The organism is Acinetobacter sp. ANC_7511, from assembly GCF_056779975.1.
In genome coordinates, this window is record NZ_JBWYIY010000005.1 from 125,240 (window position 1) to 145,087 (window position 19,848).

General features: G+C 39.2%; 20 protein-coding genes. 8 read left to right on the plus strand and 12 right to left on the minus strand.

Features of this window, described 5'->3' with window-relative positions:
- Positions 1-30: 30 nt before the first annotated feature.
- From AC1M9L_RS04860 to AC1M9L_RS04875, 4 genes are all read left to right on the plus strand, one after another.
- Positions 31-1,470: a leucyl aminopeptidase gene (locus AC1M9L_RS04860; RefSeq protein ID WP_481591494.1), complete on the plus strand. Its 1,440-nt coding sequence runs from the start codon at positions 31-33 to the stop codon at positions 1,468-1,470.
- Positions 1,470-1,877: a DNA polymerase III subunit chi gene (locus AC1M9L_RS04865; RefSeq protein ID WP_481586716.1), complete on the plus strand. Its 408-nt coding sequence runs from the start codon at positions 1,470-1,472 to the stop codon at positions 1,875-1,877. Before AC1M9L_RS04860 ends, AC1M9L_RS04865 begins: the two co-directional genes overlap by 1 nt.
- Positions 1,878-1,907: 30 nt before the next feature.
- On the plus strand, positions 1,908-2,516 hold the full coding sequence (gene blhA / locus AC1M9L_RS04870; protein WP_481591495.1) for a cell division protein BlhA: 609 nt from the start codon (positions 1,908-1,910) through the stop codon (positions 2,514-2,516).
- Positions 2,517-2,625: 109 nt separating this feature from the next.
- A complete protein-coding gene (locus tag AC1M9L_RS04875) occupies positions 2,626-2,844 on the plus strand; it encodes a hypothetical protein (RefSeq protein ID WP_481591496.1) in 219 nt (72 codons plus the stop codon).
- A gap of 44 nt (positions 2,845-2,888) precedes the next feature.
- Here the strand turns inward: AC1M9L_RS04875 and AC1M9L_RS04880 are convergent, their stop codons facing one another.
- From AC1M9L_RS04880 to glnK, 7 genes are all read right to left on the minus strand, one after another.
- Complete coding sequence (locus AC1M9L_RS04880; RefSeq protein WP_180028159.1) at positions 2,889-3,437, minus strand: VTT domain-containing protein; 549 nt, start codon at positions 3,435-3,437, stop codon at positions 2,889-2,891.
- 111 nt (positions 3,438-3,548) lie between these two features.
- Entirely contained in the window at positions 3,549-4,208 is a 660-nt protein-coding gene (locus AC1M9L_RS04885) for a riboflavin synthase (RefSeq protein WP_092767353.1), read from the minus strand.
- 28 nt (positions 4,209-4,236) lie between these two features.
- Complete coding sequence (locus AC1M9L_RS04890) at positions 4,237-5,529, minus strand: DNA adenine methylase (RefSeq protein WP_180028158.1); 1,293 nt, start codon at positions 5,527-5,529, stop codon at positions 4,237-4,239.
- A complete protein-coding gene (ribD, locus tag AC1M9L_RS04895; protein ID WP_481591497.1) occupies positions 5,526-6,623 on the minus strand; it encodes a bifunctional diaminohydroxyphosphoribosylaminopyrimidine deaminase/5-amino-6-(5-phosphoribosylamino)uracil reductase RibD in 1,098 nt (365 codons plus the stop codon). Before ribD ends, AC1M9L_RS04890 begins: the two co-directional genes overlap by 4 nt.
- A 31-nt stretch (positions 6,624-6,654) precedes the next feature.
- A complete protein-coding gene (nrdR, locus tag AC1M9L_RS04900) occupies positions 6,655-7,119 on the minus strand; it encodes a transcriptional regulator NrdR (protein ID WP_092767359.1) in 465 nt (154 codons plus the stop codon).
- 138 nt (positions 7,120-7,257) lie between these two features.
- Positions 7,258-8,652 (minus strand): ammonium transporter, encoded by a 1,395-nt coding sequence (locus AC1M9L_RS04905; protein WP_481591498.1) that lies wholly within the window; start codon positions 8,650-8,652, stop codon positions 7,258-7,260.
- A gap of 58 nt (positions 8,653-8,710) precedes the next feature.
- Complete coding sequence (gene glnK / locus AC1M9L_RS04910) at positions 8,711-9,049, minus strand: P-II family nitrogen regulator (RefSeq protein ID WP_004650081.1); 339 nt, start codon at positions 9,047-9,049, stop codon at positions 8,711-8,713.
- 272 nt (positions 9,050-9,321) lie between these two features.
- Between glnK and AC1M9L_RS04915 the strand changes: the two genes are divergently transcribed.
- Positions 9,322-9,549 (plus strand): accessory factor UbiK family protein, encoded by a 228-nt coding sequence (locus AC1M9L_RS04915; RefSeq protein ID WP_092767430.1) that lies wholly within the window; start codon positions 9,322-9,324, stop codon positions 9,547-9,549.
- Between the two features lie 89 nt (positions 9,550-9,638).
- Positions 9,639-11,123 carry a YifB family Mg chelatase-like AAA ATPase gene (locus tag AC1M9L_RS04920; protein WP_092767363.1) on the plus strand — a complete coding sequence of 495 codons (1,485 nt, stop codon included), beginning with the start codon at positions 9,639-9,641 and terminating at the stop codon, positions 11,121-11,123.
- A 43-nt stretch (positions 11,124-11,166) separates the two neighbouring features.
- Here AC1M9L_RS04920 and AC1M9L_RS04925 read toward each other — a convergent pair whose 3' ends face one another.
- A complete protein-coding gene (locus AC1M9L_RS04925; protein ID WP_180028850.1) occupies positions 11,167-11,907 on the minus strand; it encodes a TorF family putative porin in 741 nt (246 codons plus the stop codon).
- Between the two features lie 690 nt (positions 11,908-12,597).
- On the opposite strand from AC1M9L_RS04925, the gene AC1M9L_RS04930 reads away from it, so the two are divergent.
- On the plus strand, positions 12,598-13,911 hold the full coding sequence (locus AC1M9L_RS04930) for an OprD family outer membrane porin (RefSeq protein ID WP_481591499.1): 1,314 nt from the start codon (positions 12,598-12,600) through the stop codon (positions 13,909-13,911).
- Positions 13,912-14,012: 101 nt separating this feature from the next.
- Here the strand turns inward: AC1M9L_RS04930 and ppa are convergent, their stop codons facing one another.
- Complete coding sequence (gene ppa / locus AC1M9L_RS04935; RefSeq protein WP_005233448.1) at positions 14,013-14,549, minus strand: inorganic diphosphatase; 537 nt, start codon at positions 14,547-14,549, stop codon at positions 14,013-14,015.
- A 121-nt stretch (positions 14,550-14,670) separates the two neighbouring features.
- Positions 14,671-15,069: an MAPEG family protein gene (locus AC1M9L_RS04940; protein WP_035268067.1), complete on the minus strand. Its 399-nt coding sequence runs from the start codon at positions 15,067-15,069 to the stop codon at positions 14,671-14,673.
- Positions 15,070-15,169: 100 nt separating this feature from the next.
- Here AC1M9L_RS04940 and AC1M9L_RS04945 point away from each other — a divergent pair, with 100 nt between their 5' ends.
- Positions 15,170-15,553 (plus strand): hypothetical protein, encoded by a 384-nt coding sequence (locus AC1M9L_RS04945; protein ID WP_035268065.1) that lies wholly within the window; start codon positions 15,170-15,172, stop codon positions 15,551-15,553.
- A gap of 39 nt (positions 15,554-15,592) precedes the next feature.
- Here the strand turns inward: AC1M9L_RS04945 and AC1M9L_RS04950 are convergent, their stop codons facing one another.
- Together AC1M9L_RS04950 and parC are read right to left on the minus strand one after the other, a co-directional pair.
- On the minus strand, positions 15,593-17,266 hold the full coding sequence (locus tag AC1M9L_RS04950) for a long-chain-fatty-acid--CoA ligase (protein ID WP_481591500.1): 1,674 nt from the start codon (positions 17,264-17,266) through the stop codon (positions 15,593-15,595).
- A gap of 150 nt (positions 17,267-17,416) precedes the next feature.
- Entirely contained in the window at positions 17,417-19,633 is a 2,217-nt protein-coding gene (gene parC, locus AC1M9L_RS04955; protein ID WP_180028852.1) for a DNA topoisomerase IV subunit A, read from the minus strand.
- Positions 19,634-19,848: the final 215 nt, after the last annotated feature.

Consider the following 19,848-nt stretch of genomic DNA (forward strand, 5'->3'; position numbering starts at 1 on the left):
AAACGGTCTCAATAGGCACACAACAAGCATATGAAACTTTCAATTAATACATCATTGGCACAAATTTCAGAAAGCCAACATTTGGTTATTTTAGTCGACTCTGAAAACACCCATGCAGTTAAAAGCAACTATCAAATCAACAATTTAGACAGCCTAACTGAAGCAGCTCAATTCAAAGCAGGTTTCAATGAGTCTTTATCGTTATTGGGTCAAATTGATAATCAACCGAATAGCATTCTACTTGGCTTAGGTAATGCACAAGAAGTTAAAGCTGCAAAATTAGCAAAAATTGCACAAACTATTATCAAAGCTTCACAAAAAAAATTCAAACAAATCAGTGTTGATATTTCAGCTTTGCCGAATGAATTACACTACTTATTTGCACTTAAACTCACTCAATCTGCTTATGCTTTTGACGAGTTTAAGTCGAAAAAAAATGACTTTATACTCGAACAAGTTCATCTAATTGCATCAAACTCTACGCTAACGTCAAATCAACTCAACTTAATTCAAGCAATTGAAAGCGGTCAAAACGTTGCACGTGATTTAGCAAATCGTCCAGGAAATATTTGTTTTCCTGAATATTTAGCGGATCATGCAATTGCATTGGCAGCAGAATTCCCAGATTTATTGAAAGTAACCGTGCTAGATGAACAGCAAATTGCTGATCTTGGCATGAATGCATTTCTTGCAGTCAGCAAAGGTTCAGATCGCCCTGGACGTATCATTACTCTTGAATATCAAGGTCAACTTGAACAAGCTCCTATCGTCCTCGTGGGTAAAGGAATCACTTTCGATACGGGTGGTATTTCATTAAAACCAGGTTTAGGCATGGATGAAATGAAATACGATATGGGTGGTGCAGCTTCAGTTTTAGGAACCATGCGCTCACTCTGTGAAGCTCGCCTTCCGATTCATGTTGTAGGTGCAATTGCGGCGGCTGAGAACATGCCATCAGGTCATGCAACTCGACCAGGTGATATCGTCACCACGATGAGTGGTCAAACTGTTGAAATTCTAAATACAGATGCCGAAGGTCGCTTAGTCCTCTGTGACACGCTGACCTATGTCAAACGCTTTAACCCAGAACTTGTGATTGATATCGCAACATTAACAGGCGCTTGTGTTGTTGCTTTAGGCTCTGTTTTAACAGGTATGTTCACACCAGATGATGAACTGGCACATGAACTTTCTCAAGCTGGTGAACAATCCTTTGACCGTGTATGGCGTATGCCTGTCTATGATGACTACCAAGAACAGCTTGACTCTCCATTTGCTGATATTGCCAATATTGGTGGTCCAAAAGCTGGTGCTGTTACAGCTGCTTGTTTCTTGCAACGCTTCACACGTGAATATCGTTGGGCACATTTAGATGTTGCAGGTACAGCTTGGACATCTGGCGCAGCAAAAGGTGCAACTGGTCGCCCAGTTCCATTATTGGTTCAATTTCTCGCAAATCGCGTAAATTAATGTCTAGAATCAGCTTCTACTTATTTGAAAAGAGTCCAGAACGACAGGTCCAAAGTGCCTGTCGTTTATGTCGAAAAATTCTGCGTCACCCTGCAAAAATATGGATTCATTGTCCAGAATTGAGCATTCAAAATGAACTCGATGATTTACTTTGGAGTTTCGATCCGCAGAGTTTTTTGACACATGGCATTGATGATCAATCAGCAGCTATTTGTATTTCGTCTAAGCTCCCTGAAACTCAGGAATGGATCGTGTTTAATTTTCACATTCATGCACTTGAAGATCCTTCACGTTTCAGTCACATTATCGAAATTATTGAAAACAACGAAGCTGCCAAAGAAATTGGACGAGAGAAATATAAAACCTATCGAAAATTAGGTATCTCACCTCAAACACATAAACTTTAGCGCGTTGTCATTGGAAAAAGGAGAATCACGGTGGCCATTAATGTCGGTCAAGATTTTAAAAAACGTTGGTTGAAAGCGCCAGAAGCGGTTCGCCAAGCTTTTATCGACGACCTTAATCGCATCAGTGATTTACTCGAACCTCAAACTCAACCAGAGCAATGGCTAGACCATGATAATCGTGCCCAGCAAGTGGCTCAATTAAAGGTTGAACAGGCTTATGCGGATGAAAAAGCACGATTAATTGAAGAAGCTCGTATTCGTAAGCAATTGGCTTTAGAAAAATCATTAGCAGAAAAACGTGCACTGCAAGAGGCTTATAATCAAAAGCTTCTACAAGATGAATATCTTAAATTTCAACAACAAACCGATTCGCTCGTACAGTTACGACAAGTGATTGATGCAGAAATCGATGAATATACTGAAAAATACCAAAAAGTGACTACACCCCATCGGGACTTTTCAGGAAACTCTCCTGCGCATTTATCAATTCATCAAGATTTAGATACGATTCGTTTACGTCTCGAGCTTGAAGCTGAAACCATGATTGAAGATGCCGTACAAATCTTTAAATCAAAACTTCAAGCAGCAGCAAAAGAAGAGATCGAACTTATTTTAAAAAATACATCTCTACCTTCTTAGAGGCTCGAACGGTGGATGCTTAGTGTCATCAAAATGAAACATATTTGTCACACCATGAATGTAATTTAAATGCTCTCTGCGATTTGACGGACATGAGGAAAGTATCACCATGGATCTTTTAAACAACATCTCTGAACGAATCACTCATTTGAAATCTGGCGAACATGTCACGATCAGTGCTCAAGAACTATTGATTAGTCGAGCAGATTTTCAATCGGTTTTAGTGTATTTAAAACATGAGTCGAAAAGAGGCGACTTTTTAATTCAAGATGAAGATTTGGTAGAGAATTGGTTTGATCGCACATCACTCACCATTAATAAAATTTAAAAGAGCCCACTGAGGGCTTTTTTTATCAGGTTTGAAGTATCAATTTAAGCAAAAAAATCTAAAACGGCTGAGAATATATTTCCCATGCCATACCCCATACCTAGTAAAAGTGCGATCCAAATCCAAGCACCAATAATATTGTAAAACATGAAACTGCTATAGCTCATATATCCAGAGCCAGCAGCGAATGGAGCAAAAGAACGTACAAAAGGGATGAAGCGCGCAATTAAAATGGTCTTACCACCATGTTTTTCGAAATAAGCATTCGTTTTGGCAATATACTCAGGTTTTAACCAACGTGAGTGGTCGCTAAAATATTTAATACCAAGCCATCGCCCTGTATAGAAATTGAGAATATAACCAAGGACTGAGGCGATAAATAATAACAATCCCATATAGTGCAAATGAATCAACTCAGTGGTCGAACATAAAGCCCCGATGGCGATGAGCAAACTGTCCCCAGGTAAAAAAAACATGAAAACGGAACCATTTTCCGCAAATATCACTAAAAATAAAATTGCGTAAATCCATACGCCATATTGCTCTAATAAACTAGGTAAAAGCTGCTCTAAATGCAGTAAAAAATCAATCATTCTGAAGTTCTCTGAGCATGTTGCTTTCTCCTTTAGATAGATTGTATACCTAATTTATTTAAACAAAAAAACAGCCTAAAAATTTAGGCTGTTTTCTATTTTAATCATTTTTTAACGTAAAAAGCCATTCTGTGCTAAAAATTCCATGCTTAATTTAGACTCAGGTTTATGTTCAGCAGCCTTATCCCCAAGCAATAAACGTTCAATATATCGTGCAAGTACATCGACTTCTAAGTTTACTTTAGTCCCGACTTTCCACGTACTAATATTGGTCCGCTCTGCAGTATGAGGAATAAGATTTAAACTCAACACATTGCCACGTAGATGATTGATTGTAAGACTAATTCCATCAACTGTAATGGAACCTTTCTCCGCTAAATATTTTGCAATTTCAGGCGGGGCCGTTACCTCAAAATAGAGTGAACGTGCATCTTGACGTTGCACCGTAATTTCACCAACTACATCTACATGTCCACTAACAATATGACCACCAAAGCGAGTTGTTGGTAACATCGCTTTTTCTACATTGACGGTTTGCCCAACCTTCCAACTCGATAAAGTTGTACGATGAATACTTTCAAGTGACACATCTGCTTCGTACCATTGATTGCCCCATGCAATAACAGTTAAGCAGATGCCATTAGTCGCAATAGAATCACCCAAGTGAACATCAGACATATCAAGATCAGTCTGTATACGCAAGCGGATATCACCACCTACATTTTGTAAACTTTCGACTTTTCCTAAACTTTCTACAATGCCTGTAAACATAATGGGTACTCTTAAATTTGTTCTATTTTTACCATAAATCCAATTGTTCAGCGACGCCTGTAGTATCAACTCCACCCAATTCAGCATAGTGGTGTAACTGACCAAGTAACTGTCGAATTGGCGGTCCTGATTTTGCGTGCGTGTCGGTAATGACGATAAACTCAAGAACGCGCGCACGCTCAGACTGACGCTGCTTACTCACACGATATCTTGGAACATCTTGAGTCAAAATTGTGACTCGTCCACGCTCTAAATTCGCTTTAAGTAAATCGCCAGCCTCAATATTTCCATCCGTTGAATAGCTGGTCAAAATATAGCGTGCATTAATGGTTTGCAAAAGCTTTTCATACGCTTCTTTGGCATGTTTAGAAGAATTGTATGGGCTTGGTCGTTCTTTACGCCAAGCACGGTCGATTCCACTCTTGAAACCCTTAGTATCTGGACTTGGTAAATCTACCTGATCCCATAAAGTCAAAGCATTCAATACATGATAGTTGCTACTATACGCATGCTGATTATAGGGTGGATCCAAATATGCCACATCGACTTCGAAACCACTCATTTGGTTTGCTAAGTGTTGAGCATCCACACACCACATTTCAGCTGCTGGGCCTGTCAGATTTGAATTTTCACAAAAACGACTTGGGGTCAGCCATAGTAATGATTCAATTCGCTCTAAAGCCGTCTGAGTTTTACCGCCCCAGCCGTGATGGAAACTCTTAAATACGCCTGACGTATTACTCACAAAACTTGCTGAATACAATAAAGGTGCAAGTAAAGCGCTCATTTCCACATCATCAATTGCACCTTGAGCTTGCCAGGTTGCAATTTGTTGACGAATTGCATCAATGCGCATGCCATTTCGACGTTTGAAAAATAAACGGTCTCGTGAAGGATCATAGATCTCATCATTACGAGGACAAAGATTGTGTGTTACCCATCCTTTGACCTCAGGCAAGCGATTAAGATAATCAATTGCTTTCTGATATCCGCCTAATTCTTTAAAAGCAGGAGCTTCAGTACATGATAATATGGCATGATTGAGTGCGTGGCTGTAAGGCTCCCAATCATTAGCTATTACTCGGTAGCCATTTTGACGAGCCAAACGAGAAACCACACCACTCCCAGCAAAAAAGTCCGCAAAGATAGGCGCTCGACCTGAACTCGTATTCAAAGTTCCAGTGCTTTCTAATGCCTCAAGAATCAAATGTAATAAACGACGCTTGTTGCCTAAATAAGGCACAAGTTGATTAAACAAATACTCATCTGTCGTACGTGCTGCATGGCGACGTTTATGATAAACCGTTGACTCTGTACTCATAGCGACTCTTGATCAGGGATTAATTTTAAACGGATGTCATCACCTAACTGAGTTACATCTTGAAGTTTAAAACGGAGTTGTTCTGTCATTTGTTTAAATTCAGCATTAAACATTGGACGAGCTGATTGACCTAATAGTGTAGGCGCAATATAACTAATCAATTCGTCTACCAAATTTTCCTGCAAAAATGCAGTAGATAGGGTTGCACCAGCTTCCACCATCACATCATAGATTTGAAAATCTTTTAAGACTTTTAGCAACTCAACTAAGGGCTGAACTTCGAATTGAATCACGCCAAGTTGTGCAAGCTCTGCTCGAAATGGCCCCATGACCATGACAGTATCAGGATTCTCTAACACTTTAGCATCTAAAGGTAAGCGACCTTGACGATCTAAAATCACACGTTTAGGCTGCACAACTCGTTCTAATTGAATATTCGGTAGAGCTCTAACATTCAACTGACAATCATCAGCCAACACTGTTTCAATACCCGTGATCACTGCACCAGAAATTGCACGCCAATGTTGAACATCCTGACGTGCCAATTCACCTGTAATCCACTTCGACTCCCCTGAAGCCATTGCTGTACGACCATCGAGACTCGACGCGACCTTTAAACGTACATAAGGTAATCCCTTAGACATAGCTTTAAAGAAGCCTAAGTTCAAAGGACGCGCTTCCAACTCACAGATCCCGACTTCAACGTCTATACCTGCTTGTTGTAGGATAGCCACACCTTTACCAGCAACCAATGGATTAGGGTCTGAACAAGCCACTATCACTTTTGCAATGCCCGCTTCGACCAAACCTTTAGCACAAGGAGGAGTACGACCATAATGCGCACAAGGTTCTAATGTGACATACGCGGTTGCACCCTGTGCTTGCTCCCCTGCTTGACGAAGTGCAAACACTTCGGCATGTGGTTGCCCAGCTTGGGGGTGAAAGCCTTCACCAATAATCTGTCCGTCTTTGACAATGACACAACCTACATTAGGATTTGGTTTTGTCGAATATTGACCTTTCTTCGCCAATGCTATTGCACGACGCATCCACATTTGATCTTGATCGATCTTTTGTTGCGAGAACTCAGACATTCATAACCTTGAAGTTGAATTTGGGGCGAGATTAATGTTCTTGATCTCGGTGTTGCATTTGTTCGATTTGACGGCGGAACGCTTCTACATCTTGGAAATCTTGATATACAGATGCAAAACGTACGTATGCGACATGATCGAGTGCAAATAAAGCCTTCATTACAATTTCGCCTATAGTACGCGAACGCACATCACGTTCACCTAGTCGACGAATTTGAAGTTGAATATCACTGACCACCGCTTCAATTTGTTCTTGTGTCACAGGACGTTTTTGTAAAGCATGCATGAGTGAACGACGAAGTTTCGCTTCATCATAAGGTTCGTTTTTACCATCGGACTTGGTGACACGAGGCATCACCACTTCAAAACTTTCAAAAGTAGTAAAACGCTCATTACAACTAATACATTCACGACGACGACGAATTTGGCAGCCTTCAGCAGCTAAACGTGAATCAATCACCTTACTATCAGCGGCGTTGCAAAATGGACAATGCATAGCAGTTTAATTGAACAAATTCTATTTGCACCAAGTGTATCAAAAAATTCTGCTCATGTTGAGCTTTCATCAATATATAGAAAAAAAACAGCCCCAAAGGGCTGTTTCACACTATATATTGATTGTTGAGTTTAATCGTTATTCAACACGCTCACCATGTTGACTTAAATCCAGACCCATACGCTCATCGTCTGATTCAACACGAATACCGATGATTAAATCAATGACTTTTAAGATGATGAATGTCAGGATTGCTGAATAAGCGATTGTTGCAAGAACACCTTCAACTTGTACCCATAATTGGCTTAATACGTTTGTAGGTGCTGCATCGCCCATGATGAACTCACTTGCAAAGAATGCGGTTAGAATTGCGCCAACGATACCACCAACACCGTGAAGTCCAAAGGCATCTAATGAGTCATCCGCTTTCAATGCACGTTTTAATGCTGTAATACCCCAGAAGCATACGACACCACCAATTAAGCCCATCGCTAAAGCACCACCTACTGTCACGAATCCAGCAGCTGGCGTAATCACAACCAGGCCAGCTACCGCACCTGATGCGGCACCCAACACAGAAGCTTTGCCACGAACCACTTTTTCAGTGATTAACCATGAAATGGCAGCAGCGGCAGCAGCAACTTGAGTTACTACCAATGCATAACCTGCTGAACCATTTGCACCTAATGCAGAACCACCATTGAAGCCAAACCAGCCGACCCAAATTAAACTCGCACCAATGACAGTCAATGTAAGGTTATGTGGTGCCATTGATTCTTTGCCTAGCCCCATACGCTTACCAAGCATATACGCCGCAACTAAACCAGCAACACCTGAGTTAATATGAACAACAGTACCACCTGCAAAATCAAGTGCACCATCGTTACCTAACCAACCACCACCCCATACCCAATGTGTAATAGGAGCATAGACAACCACCACCCAAATTGCGATAAACGCAACAAAAGCACTGAATTTCATACGCTCAGCAATAGAACCACTGATAATGGCAACGGTAATGATTGCAAATGTCATCTGGAAGATGACAAATAAAATTTCTGGAATTGTTCCACTCAATGCTTCTGTAGTGATACCAGACAACATAAATTTATCTAGACTTCCAATAAAGGCATTACCTTCACCAAAAGCAAGTGTGTAGCCAACCACTACCCAAGCGATACTGACCACCGCAGCAGCGACAAAGCTGTGTGCCATGGTACTTAAGACATTTTTTTTACGTACCATACCGCCGTAGAACAGCGCTAAACCAGGAATGGTCATGAGTAAAACGAGTGCAGTTGAAACTAAAATCCAGGCAGTGTCACCCGTATCAAGAACTGCCGCTTCTTCAGCAGGAGCTTCTTCTGGAGCTGCTGGTAATGTTTCAACCAAATTAGAATCTGTAGATGAAGCCTCAGTTTCAACAACTGCTACTTCAGGAGAGGTCGGTTCTGACACTGCTTCTTCAGCCCATGCGACAGAACCACCTAAGAGTGCGCCAGACAAGCTCAGCGCCATTAGCATTTTTTTCATTCGTATCCCCCAACCTAGTTTTTTGAGTTATTCGCTACTCAGCAAACTTCATGCCAAATTAAACTGCGTCAGCACCAGTCTCACCAGTACGGATACGGATAACTTGTTCTAGATTCGTCACGAAAATTTTTCCGTCACCAATTTTGCCAGTACTAGCTACACGTGTAATTGATTCAATCACTGAATCAACCATTTCGTCACTGATTGCGATTTCAATTTTTACTTTAGGTAAAAAATCAACCACATATTCAGCACCACGATAAAGTTCAGTATGACCTTTTTGACGACCAAAACCTTTTACTTCAGTTACGGTGATCCCTTGAACGCCAATTTCAGAGAGTGCTTCACGCACGTCATCTAATTTGAATGGTTTTACAATTGCTGTTACGAGTTTCATGTTGTTTTCCTTCGGCTTTTTTCACCAGTAAGGTTTTATGTTCAAATTTCATGCCAAACTTCATAATGGTTGGGGATATTAATCAGCTAGCATGAACTTATTTATAACCTATTTTATACGCCTACACGGTCTTATGTTCTAAAAATATTGGGAATTTTGATGGATTTTTTTTATGTTGTTATTGGTTTAACCTATGAAATGTAGTTAACACTAGGGTCAAACCAAAACGAATGTTAAACTTCAATGTTGACGACTTATTATCCGGAAGAACTATGATTGAAACTTTATTACAGGCAATCTTAGAACAGGTTGACCAACCCAAAAAAGATTTAGAAAAAAATGTGAGAGCGTTGTTAAACGAAGCGATTAGTAAAATGGATTTGGTTTCTAAAGAAGAAATCGAGCGTCAGAAAACTGCACTAAACAATGCCAATTTGCGTTTAACAGAACTTCAAACGCAATTAAAATCATTAGAAAGCTTAATTTCCGATCAAAAATAAGCAACATTGCACCAATACAGTGCTTAAACACAAAGTTAGTGATTAAAAATAAAGCAATTCTAAAAATAATATAATAATGGTTCAGTTTTATGTCATTTGCCAAAATTTATACCCGAGGTCTTCTTGGTTTACATGCACCACTGATTGAAGTCGAGGTTCATGTCAGCCAAGGATTACCTTCACTCACCATTGTAGGTCTTCCAGAAGCTGCTGTTCGAGAAAGTAAGGATCGTGTCCGTTCTGCAATCATTAATAGCGGTTTTCAATTTCCAACCAAACGGCTGACGATCAATCTAGCCCCAGCTGATTTACCCAAAGATAGTTCAAGGCTTGATTTACCTATTGCTTTGGGGATTTTAATCGCTTCTGGGCAACTACATGATCAAAATATTGACCGTTTTGAATTTATAGGTGAATTGGCACTCGATGGTCTGTTAAGGCCTGTAACTGGAACTTTGACTATCGCAATGGCATGTCAAACCGCAGGTCATGAGTTAATGATTCCTGTGAGTAATTTGGATGATGCAGCCCTTCTTCCCAATTTTGAGGTGTATACAGCCAAATCATTAAAAGATGTTTGCCAACACTTTGATCAATCGAGTCCAATTCAACCCATATTAGCGAATAAAACGATCCAACCTCAAATAAATCGATTTGATCTCGCTGATGTCAAAGGTCAATTACGTCCAAGACGCGCCTTAGAAATTGCAGCAGCTGGTGGACATTCTATTTTATTTAAAGGCCCGCCAGGCACTGGTAAAACACTGCTTGCCTCAAGATTGTCTGGCATCTTGCCCCCATTAACCAATCAAGAACACTTAGAGGTCGCAAGTATTTACTCCATTGCAAATACACCTTATCAATTTGGTCATCGCCCCTTTAGAGCGCCACATCATACGGCATCCGCTGTGGCCTTGGTTGGTGGTGGATCACACCCTCGACCAGGTGAGATCACCTTAGCCCATTTAGGTGTACTTTTTCTCGATGAATTACCTGAGTTTGACCGAAAAGTCTTAGAAGTATTGAGGCAGCCTCTTGAGTCGAAAGAAATCGTAATTTCAAGAGCATCAAGACAAATTACTTTTCCAGCTAATTTTCAATTTGTCGCTGCAATGAATCCATGTCCATGTGGATACGCCTTCAATCAAGATAGCCGTTGTCAATGTTCACCTGAATCAATTAAGCGCTATCAAAATCGAATTTCTGGCCCTCTACTAGATCGGATTGACTTACATATTGATGTGCCACCTTTACCTCCCCAAGACATGCAAAGCACTACACCGATGGAGAATTCTGAAACCGTCAGAAAACGTGTGATTCAGGCCTATGAGTTGCAAATTCAACGACAAGGTGTGACAAATCAAAATCTAAGTTCTCAACAGCTTGATCAAGTGGCTCAACTAGATGATTCTGCAAAAAAGATTATCGCTATGGCTCAGCAACGTTTGAATTTATCAGCACGTTCTTACCACCGAATCTTACGTGTCGCTCGTACAATTGCTGACTTAGCGAGTTCTGAACATATACAAACAGCTCACTTAACCGAAGCACTCTCTTATCGTAAACAGGAATAAAAAAAGCGACTCAGTTGAGTCGCTTTTTTTATTTGAGTTGAGTTTAGAAGCTATAACCCAATGCTAATACCATTTTATTCTTTAAATTGTTTCCATAACGATCATCACCACCAATAATATAATTCATGCTTGCTGTGACACCTGTTTCCCCTAAAGCTTTACTTAGACCAATATCAAAGTGACGGAAATTAAAACTTTCTGACTCTGGTGTTTCTGCAACATACTTACCGTCTTTTTCATAAACATATAAACCCAAAGCTGTGTCCAAGCTAAAATCGTTTGGTAGAGGATAACTATATGTAGCTTTTAAATATGTGTCTCCAGCGTTCCCCCAACCTGTATCTTCCAACAAAGTTTGAGCAGTTACTCCAACATCTTTGTAATTCAGACCAAGTAATAATTCAAAGCCATCATAAACTGACGTTTCAACGTCATAATAATAGTAATAAGTTGTACCTACAGTAAAACCAGTGTTTTCATTGATTGAACCGTTGTAACCCACATAAAAATTATTTTCCATTGGATTGGTAGTACCGTAAGCATCTGTACCTAACGTAGATGTCCACCACCCTGCGTACAATCCAGAACTATGGCTATAGTCTAATCCACCTTGTAATGTAGCTTCAGTATTTTCAGGAGCTGCCGTATTACCACGCAATATATAACTTGATAAAACACTGATATTACCCGATACAGAATGCGGTGAAGTTGGTACCTCAGCAAAACTAAATGTTGATGCAGATGCTACAACTGCTAGACCCAATGCTTGAATTGCTAATTTCATATTTATGTTCCCCCACATCATGATGAGATGCTTTTTCGGTTTATTTGTTGAACTCATATGTGAATTAGCAATAGCTATGCCAAAGTTAAAGGTGTTTAGATAAAAAAGGAATTTAAACAAGGAGATAAAATAATTTAAATTAATGATTTTATTATTATATTTATTTAAATTTCTTATTTTCAAAAATATTCAAAGCAATTTTTTTTGACGATCCACTTGAGTTAAAGGCATATCTTTTTAGATTATACATTCATTTACAAGATGCATCATTTTAAGGCTATTTTTTAAACAAATTTAAAATTGGAGTATCAATTTAGTGCGGCATGAAAAGCCAATGATGTCTGAACCACATTAAAATTAAATGAAAATGAACTGAATAAATATCATTCTTATTTAAAATCCTTTATTCATCCTTATTTACTTCTGATGTTACAAAAAAAAAACGTGCCAGATTGACTAAATTAAATAAAAAAAAGAATATCAGGTTAAAAATAAATATATGTTATTAATAGTTAAATTTAATTCTATAGTACTTTTAATCTTTAATAATTCACAACTTAGTTCAATTTATATACTTTTTGCTTATGACTTTAGGTGCGAAATTGTGAATAATAGAGCCAATTTTGTTATACATTACGTATACAAATACTAAACATTAACCATAATCATTTTGTATGAGGCTCTCTCCCAATGCAAAAATTCCAAAAACTAAGCTTAGCAGTTCTTATTCAAACTGCTTTAATTTCTACTGCATTTGCGAGTGAGCAAAGTGAATCAAAGGGATTCGTAGAAGATGCTGAAGGATCAGTATTATTCCGTACAGGTTTCTTGCATCGTGATAAAAAGAACGGTGTCGAAGATACCAGCTCAGCAGCTCAAACAGCCATGGTTAAAATTGAGTCTGGTTTCACGAAAGGTATCGTTGGTTTCGGTGTTGGTGTTATTGGTGATGGGTCTTTCAAATTAGGTGATAATGCCCATACCGGTAATGACATGATTCCAGTCGATAATAATGGTCATGCTTATGATCATTGGGCAAGAGGTGGTGCTTTCATCAAAGCTCGTATGTCGAACACCACAGCTACTTATGGGACTCAGATTTTAGATTTACCTGTTCTTGCAAGTAATACAGCTCGTTTGGTACCTGAATATTACACTGGCTTGTTAATCCAAAGTAATGAAATCGATAATTTGACTTTGGTTGCTGGTAAATTTACTGAAAACCAACGTTCTAGTCAAATCAATACCGATGGAAATGAATTAGATCGCGCGGTTGTTTGGGGCGCTAAATATAACTTTGGTGATGCTCTCAATGCGTCTTATTATGGTACAGACATTAAAGATCGTTTAGAACGTCACTATGTGAATGCCAACTATAGTTATGCCGTGGCTAAAGGTAAGTTGACTCACGATTTCAGTGCATATCGTACTGAATGGGATGCTGCACCAAATAATACAGCATATACTTATTCTCATACTTCAAATGATTTCAACAACTTAAGCAATAATATTTGGGCAATTTCAACAACTTACAATACTGGTCCACACAATGTAATGCTTGCTTACCAACAAAATACAGGTAATACAGGTTATGACTATGGTTTGGGCAAAGGTGTTGGTGATGGCCATCAAACGATTTATATGCCTAACTCGTATTTATCTGATTTTATTGGTAATGATGAAAAATCTTTACAGCTACAATATACCTATGATTTTGGCGCATTAAATGTTCCTGGTCTGTCATGGACTTCGGCATTTGTTTATGGATGGGATATTGATGTATCTGCAGGGGGTACTGACCGCTCAGTATTGCTAACCAATGATGCACAGGAACGTGAATTCTTTAATCAAGTGAAATATACAGTCCAATCTGGTTTTGCTAAAGATGCAAGCTTACGTGTTCGTCACTCTTACTACCGTGCAAGTGATGAATATCAAAGTGCTTATATCGGCGACACCAACGAATGGCGTATTTGGTTAGACATTCCCGTGAAATTATTCTAATTTTCAACTAAAAAGATCAATAAAAAAACCTGCACTTTGTGCAGGTTTTTTATAAAAGCTACAAGATCAAAGTTTGTAGCTTTATTTATACATCAGGCAAATTATTTGTTTGCTTCTGCATAAGCAGCAATTGAGCTTAACACTTCTTGTTTAGCAACATCTGCACCTTCCCAACCACTTAACTTGACCCACTTACCTGGCTCTAAGTCTTTGTAGTGTTGGAAGAAATGTTCAATTTGACTAATCAATAAAGGAGGAAGGTCAGTATATTCTTGAACATCTTTATAGATTGGCGTTAATTTATCGTGTGGTACAGCGACAAGTTTCGCATCAACACCACCATCATCTTCCATATTTAATTTACCCACTGGACGGCAACGGATAACCGAACCTGGTTCTACAGGATGTGGAGTAACAACTAATACGTCTAATGGATCGCCATCAAGAGATAATGTATTTGGTACATAACCGTAGTTTGCTGGGTAGAACATTGCAGTACCCATGAAACGATCTACGAAAAGTGCATCTGAATCTTTATCAATTTCATATTTAATTGGTGCTGCATTTGCAGGGATCTCGATAATTACATAGATATCGTTTGGTGCATCTTTACCTGCAGGGATATTACTGTAGCTCATAGCAAACTCTTTACTGTCAGTGTTCATTAAAATGGGGTTGATTATAACGCTTTATTCAGCAATCATCATTCGATTATACAAGCTGAAGATGTATTTTAGGTATGGTGTTAGTCTGTTTTTCTTAGAGCAATCGAATAATTAATAAAAGCAATAAGATCGGACAAAGCATTGATAAGAACCAAACAATTGATCTAAGGGTCGCCCAATTACATAAATAACAAATCCCATAGATGATTCGTAAGACGATATACGCCGAACCTAATAGAATCACCAATTGTTGTTGAACAACCATATACTCAGCCATCAAAACTGCCGCAATAAATAATGGCAAACTTTCAAAGCTATTTTGCTGAGCTGCATTTGCTCGAGCCGCTAAGCCTGTGGTTTTAGACATGAATTCACGCGGATTTTGATTATCCTGCCCTTTAAAACCACCTGCAATTTTAGCAATGACTGTAAATAAATAAGGGAGTAAACAAGCAATTAAAATAAGGTAAATAACACCTTCAATACCGTGCATGGATTTCAGTCCAATGATTTAAGCTGGTTTTATCTTAGCATGATGTTTGTGCGATAATTTTAGTTAAATTATTTTGTTTATTAAAATTCTGAGTAATGGCATGACCAATTCTGACCAAAAAAAGTTATTTGATGTTCTCGAGTTACAAAAGCAACATCAAAAACGTGTCGATCGTGTGCTTTATATCGTTCTTCCGATTATGGCTTTCTTGATCAGCGTAATTTGTGCCAATATGAATTGGCAATCGACTCTCGGCACATTGCTGGTTCTCATCATCGCCTTTATCGCGGTGGGGATTAAACGAGCGAATAAATGGATCTGGCTGAGCATTATTTCAGTATATAGCTTAGTTGATATTTACTTCAGTTATTCAGGACAGTTACCGAGTTCTGCTGTAGGACGTCATTTAGGTACAATGCTGACATTCACATTTATTATTGCAACAGCGCGACCTTATATCGACCGTTGGCTAATGAAAGAATAAATTAAAAAAAGCGCCTTACGGCGCTTTTCTGAATTTGAATTATTTGCGTAAATCTTTACGAAGGATTTTACCGACATTCGATTTTGGCAATTCATCCATGAATTCAACATAACGAGGACGCTTATATCCTGTTAAGTTTTCTTTCGCAAAAGCTAATACTTCTTCTGTTGTTAATGATGGATCTTTCTTCACAACAAACAGCTTAGGCACTTCACCTGATTTTTCATCAGCTACACCAATCGCTGCAACCTCGAGTACTTTAGGATGTGTTGCAATCACTTCCTCGATTTCAGATGGGTATACGTTAAAGCCTGATACCAAGATCATATCTTTCTTACGATCAACAATCTTGAAGTAACCACGAGCATCCATGATACCGATATCACCAGTACGGAAGAAACCATCTGCGGTCATCACCTTAGCTGTTTCATCTGGACGGTTCCAATAGCCTTTCATGACTTGAGGACCACGGATTGAAATTTCACCTTGCTCACCTTGTGGAACTTCATTGCCATCGTCATCCAAGACAGCGACATCCGTTAAAGGTAATGGGATACCAATCGTACCGCTAAACTCTTCAGATGCCGGTGGGTTTGCCGTTGCAATAGGTGAAGTTTCAGAAAGACCATAGCCTTCAATAATATTTGTACCTGTGATTTTTTTCCAAGCTGCAGCAGTTGAAGGCAATACAGCCATACCACCACCCATCGCCATTTTTAATTTGCTATGGTCAAGTTGTTTGAATTCTTCATTATGAACGAGTGCGTTGAATAAAGTATTCACTGCTGGGAAGAAACCAGGCTGATATTTGCGTAGCTCTTTAATGACTGCAGGGAGATCACGAGGGTTAGGAATCAGTACGTTTGCTTGACCCTTGTACATACCATAAAGTGCACAAACCATGAATGCAAAGATATGATATAGCGGTAATGCACAGAAAATGCGATCGTCGCTCGCACCATCTTGAGCACCAAATTTAGATTGGAAAATACCATCTGCTTGCATTAAGTTTGCAACAAGGTTGCGATGTGTTAATTCCGCACCTTTTGATACGCCTGTTGTACCACCTGTATATTGCAATACAGCAGTGTCGCTCAACGTTGTTGCTGGACGCTTATAATGTGCAGTACTGCCTTTAGACATCGCAGTCGTGAATTTCACATGTCCTGGGATACTCCAAGCTGGAATTTGCTTACGCACTTTACGTAAAACAAAATTCACGAGTGTACCTTTTAAGGTACCTAACATATCACCTACTGTCGCCACGATCACATGCTTAACTGGCGTTTTACCAAGAATTGATTGATAAACAGAAGCGAAGTTTTCAATAATCACAAGCGCTTCAGTGCCTGAGTCATTCAGTTGATGCTCAAGTTCACGAGCTGTGTAAAGTGGGTTCACGTTGACAAGAACTAAGCCCGCACGGAATACACCAAGTGCCACTACTGGATATTGCAGTACGTTTGGCATCATGACCGCTACGCGAGAACCTTTTGCTAAACCAAGGCTTTGAAGATAGGCTGCAAATTGACGGCTCGCCGTATCAAGTTCATTGAACGTTAATGTTTTATCCATAAAGATAAAAGCATCACGCGAACCAAATTTCTGGAAGTTTCTCTCAAAAATATCAACAAGAGAGGTATTTTCTGGTGGTAACTCTACTGTTTGTGGAATTCCAGTTTTTTGGTATTCAGCGAACCAAATCTTTTCCATAATGCCATATTCTCCAATTAGTAATACTTGGTTTTAAACTCTTCTTTTCGATAATGTATTGAGCATCTTATTTAATTTATTGCTCAATAAAGCATCCATAACCATAAATACATTTCATATATAACGTATTTTGTCGACTAGATGCTAGCTTTATCTTTGAATGAAGAGTTTATTTGCTTTTTGATAACCTCGTGGTAATACCTGCCCTTTTGAAGCACGTTTACCGATGTATTTCAGCAGATCATCACCTTTTAATTTCAATTGTTGTTGTCCAGCAACGACCTGAAGCACATCATCCAAGTTAAGTGTTGTCATAGACACAATGCGTTCCTTTGCATCCAACTGCATCAATTTATTACCTTTTCCTTTATTGAGCATTGGTAACTCTGTCAGCTCTGTCAGTAATAATCGTCCAGAACTGCTGAGTACAGCGATATGTGTACCATCAATTTGTTGCAATGGCATTGCGCTTGCATCATCTGCAAGCGTTAAAAACGCTTTACCCGCTTTAGCATTGGTGTCCAATTGTTTCGCTTGTGTTTTAAAACCATATCCTTTGGAGCTGATCGCTAATATTTCCACCTCATCTTCAGCAATCAGAATTTGTTGGAAATTTACTCCATTTGCTGGCGATAATTTCGAGCTTAATGGTTCACCTAAGCCGCGCGCTGAAGGTAATCCTGTAATTGGTAATGCGTAACTTCGACCAGATTGATCTAATACATACACTTTTTGATTAGATTTACCTTGTGCATGACTTAAATATTGATCTCCTGCACGGAAATTGACTTTATCTAGATCGATCTCATGTCCTTTCGCACAACGAATCCAACCCGCTTCCGATAAAATGACAGTGACAGGATCAGCTGGCATCAAATCTTGTTCACTAATCGCGGTCGCTTCTTCACGCTGAACAATTGGAGATCGGCGATCATCACCAAACTTTTTCGCATCTTCTTTTAATTCTGAAATGATCAGATTTTTTAAAGATTCAGGATTCGCCAATTGCTCTCGAATCACGGCTGCTCGAGCTTCAAGCTCTTCTTGTTCACGGCGAATTTCCATTTCTTCGAGACGCGCCAAATGACGTAATTTAAGCTCTAGAATGGCTTCGGCTTGAATTTCATCAATACCGAAATGTGACATTAAGACTTCTTTCGGATGATCTTCCTCACGAATAATGCGAATTACCGTATCAATATCTAAATACGCAATTAAAAGTCCCGCCAGAATATGTAGACGTTTTTCAATTTTATTCAAATGGTATTGCAAACGTCTCGTCACAGTCGTTTTACGAATTTCAATCCATTCCAATAAAATACGACGGATTGATTTTACTTGTGGACGACCATCAGCACCAATCATGTTCATATTGACGCGGTAGCTCGACTCAAGATCGGTCGTGGCAAATAAATGGCTCATGACCGCATCTGCATCGATACGATTTGAACGCAAGACAATTACCAAACGTGTTGGACATTGATGATCTGATTCATCTCGTACATCACTTACCAACGGTAATTTTTTTGCCTGCATTTGATCAGCAATTTGGCTGATAATTTTAGAGCCAGAAACCTGATATGGTAATTCACTGATGACAATTTCATTTTTTTCAACCGAATATACCGCACGCATGCGATAACTGCCGCGCCCAGTGCTTTGTAATTTCAGTAATTCATCAGCAGGTGTAATAATTTCTGCTTGAGTCGGTAAATCTGGACCAGGAATATATTCAGCAACTTTTTCATCAGACAAATTCGGGTTACGAATCAGTGCAATTGTACCCTTAACAACTTCCCGTAAATTGTGTGGTGGAATATCTGTTGCCATTCCCACCGCAATTCCCGTCGTACCATTTAAAAGAATATTCGGTACGCGTGCTGGTAAATTTACAGGCTCTTTTAATGAACCATCAAAGTTATCTTGCCAGTCGACAGTTCCTTGACCTAATTCAGAGAGCAGGACTTCACTATATTGTGATAGTTTGGCCTCGGTGTATCGCATTGCAGCAAACGACTTTGGATCATCTGGTGATCCCCAGTTGCCCTGCCCTTCAATAAATGGATAACGATAACTAAATGGCTGTGCCATTAAGACCATTGCTTCATAACAAGCAGAATCACCATGCGGATGATATTTACCTAAAACATCACCAACTGTACGTGCTGATTTTTTGGGCTTACCACTATGCTTTAGACCAAGCTCGCTCATCGCATATACGATACGCCGTTGTACAGGTTTTAATCCGTCACTAATATGAGGCAATGCACGATCCATAATCACGTACATGGCATAGTTTAGGTAAGCTTGTTCTGTAAATTCTGCTACAGAACGATTCTCTGTCGCTTGGTGCGCAAGGCTTGTCATTGAATCGTGAAATCCTAATGAATGAATAGTTTAAGGGTGTATGCTAGTCTCCCAAACTGCGAAGAACAAGCAAGGTTGGATACTTTGTAAAGATAAAATAACAAAAAAAAGGCCAGTTGGTTTTATTTCATTTTAAATTGGACTTTTTTCTTGTATCCAATTAATTTTATTGAATATACAATAATCAAAACACAACTTTATAACAAATGATTTTA

Excerpts from the sequence above, each read along its gene's own strand:
- AC1M9L_RS04875 (WP_481591496.1), top strand. The coding sequence starts at position 2,626 with ATGGATCTTTTAAACAACATCTCTGAACGAATCACTCATTTGAAATCT.
- nrdR (WP_092767359.1), bottom strand. The coding sequence starts at position 7,119 with ATGCATTGTCCATTTTGCAACGCCGCTGATAGTAAGGTGATTGATTCA.
- AC1M9L_RS04860 (WP_481591494.1), top strand. The coding sequence starts at position 31 with ATGAAACTTTCAATTAATACATCATTGGCACAAATTTCAGAAAGCCAA.
- AC1M9L_RS04880 (WP_180028159.1), bottom strand. The coding sequence starts at position 3,437 with ATGATTGATTTTTTACTGCATTTAGAGCAGCTTTTACCTAGTTTATTA.
- AC1M9L_RS04915 (WP_092767430.1), top strand. The coding sequence starts at position 9,322 with ATGATTGAAACTTTATTACAGGCAATCTTAGAACAGGTTGACCAACCC.
- AC1M9L_RS04945 (WP_035268065.1), top strand. The coding sequence starts at position 15,170 with ATGACCAATTCTGACCAAAAAAAGTTATTTGATGTTCTCGAGTTACAA.
- AC1M9L_RS04920 (WP_092767363.1), top strand. The coding sequence starts at position 9,639 with ATGTCATTTGCCAAAATTTATACCCGAGGTCTTCTTGGTTTACATGCA.
- AC1M9L_RS04885 (WP_092767353.1), bottom strand. The coding sequence starts at position 4,208 with ATGTTTACAGGCATTGTAGAAAGTTTAGGAAAAGTCGAAAGTTTACAA.
- AC1M9L_RS04890 (WP_180028158.1), bottom strand. The coding sequence starts at position 5,529 with ATGAGTACAGAGTCAACGGTTTATCATAAACGTCGCCATGCAGCACGT.
- glnK (WP_004650081.1), bottom strand. The coding sequence starts at position 9,049 with ATGAAACTCGTAACAGCAATTGTAAAACCATTCAAATTAGATGACGTG.
- ribD (WP_481591497.1), bottom strand. The coding sequence starts at position 6,623 with ATGTCTGAGTTCTCGCAACAAAAGATCGATCAAGATCAAATGTGGATG.
- parC (WP_180028852.1), bottom strand. The coding sequence starts at position 19,633 with ATGACAAGCCTTGCGCACCAAGCGACAGAGAATCGTTCTGTAGCAGAA.
- AC1M9L_RS04950 (WP_481591500.1), bottom strand. The coding sequence starts at position 17,266 with ATGGAAAAGATTTGGTTCGCTGAATACCAAAAAACTGGAATTCCACAA.
- AC1M9L_RS04905 (WP_481591498.1), bottom strand. The coding sequence starts at position 8,652 with ATGAAAAAAATGCTAATGGCGCTGAGCTTGTCTGGCGCACTCTTAGGT.
- AC1M9L_RS04865 (WP_481586716.1), top strand. The coding sequence starts at position 1,470 with ATGTCTAGAATCAGCTTCTACTTATTTGAAAAGAGTCCAGAACGACAG.
- ppa (WP_005233448.1), bottom strand. The coding sequence starts at position 14,549 with ATGAGCTACAGTAATATCCCTGCAGGTAAAGATGCACCAAACGATATC.
- AC1M9L_RS04940 (WP_035268067.1), bottom strand. The coding sequence starts at position 15,069 with ATGCACGGTATTGAAGGTGTTATTTACCTTATTTTAATTGCTTGTTTA.
- AC1M9L_RS04925 (WP_180028850.1), bottom strand. The coding sequence starts at position 11,907 with ATGAAATTAGCAATTCAAGCATTGGGTCTAGCAGTTGTAGCATCTGCA.
- AC1M9L_RS04930 (WP_481591499.1), top strand. The coding sequence starts at position 12,598 with ATGCAAAAATTCCAAAAACTAAGCTTAGCAGTTCTTATTCAAACTGCT.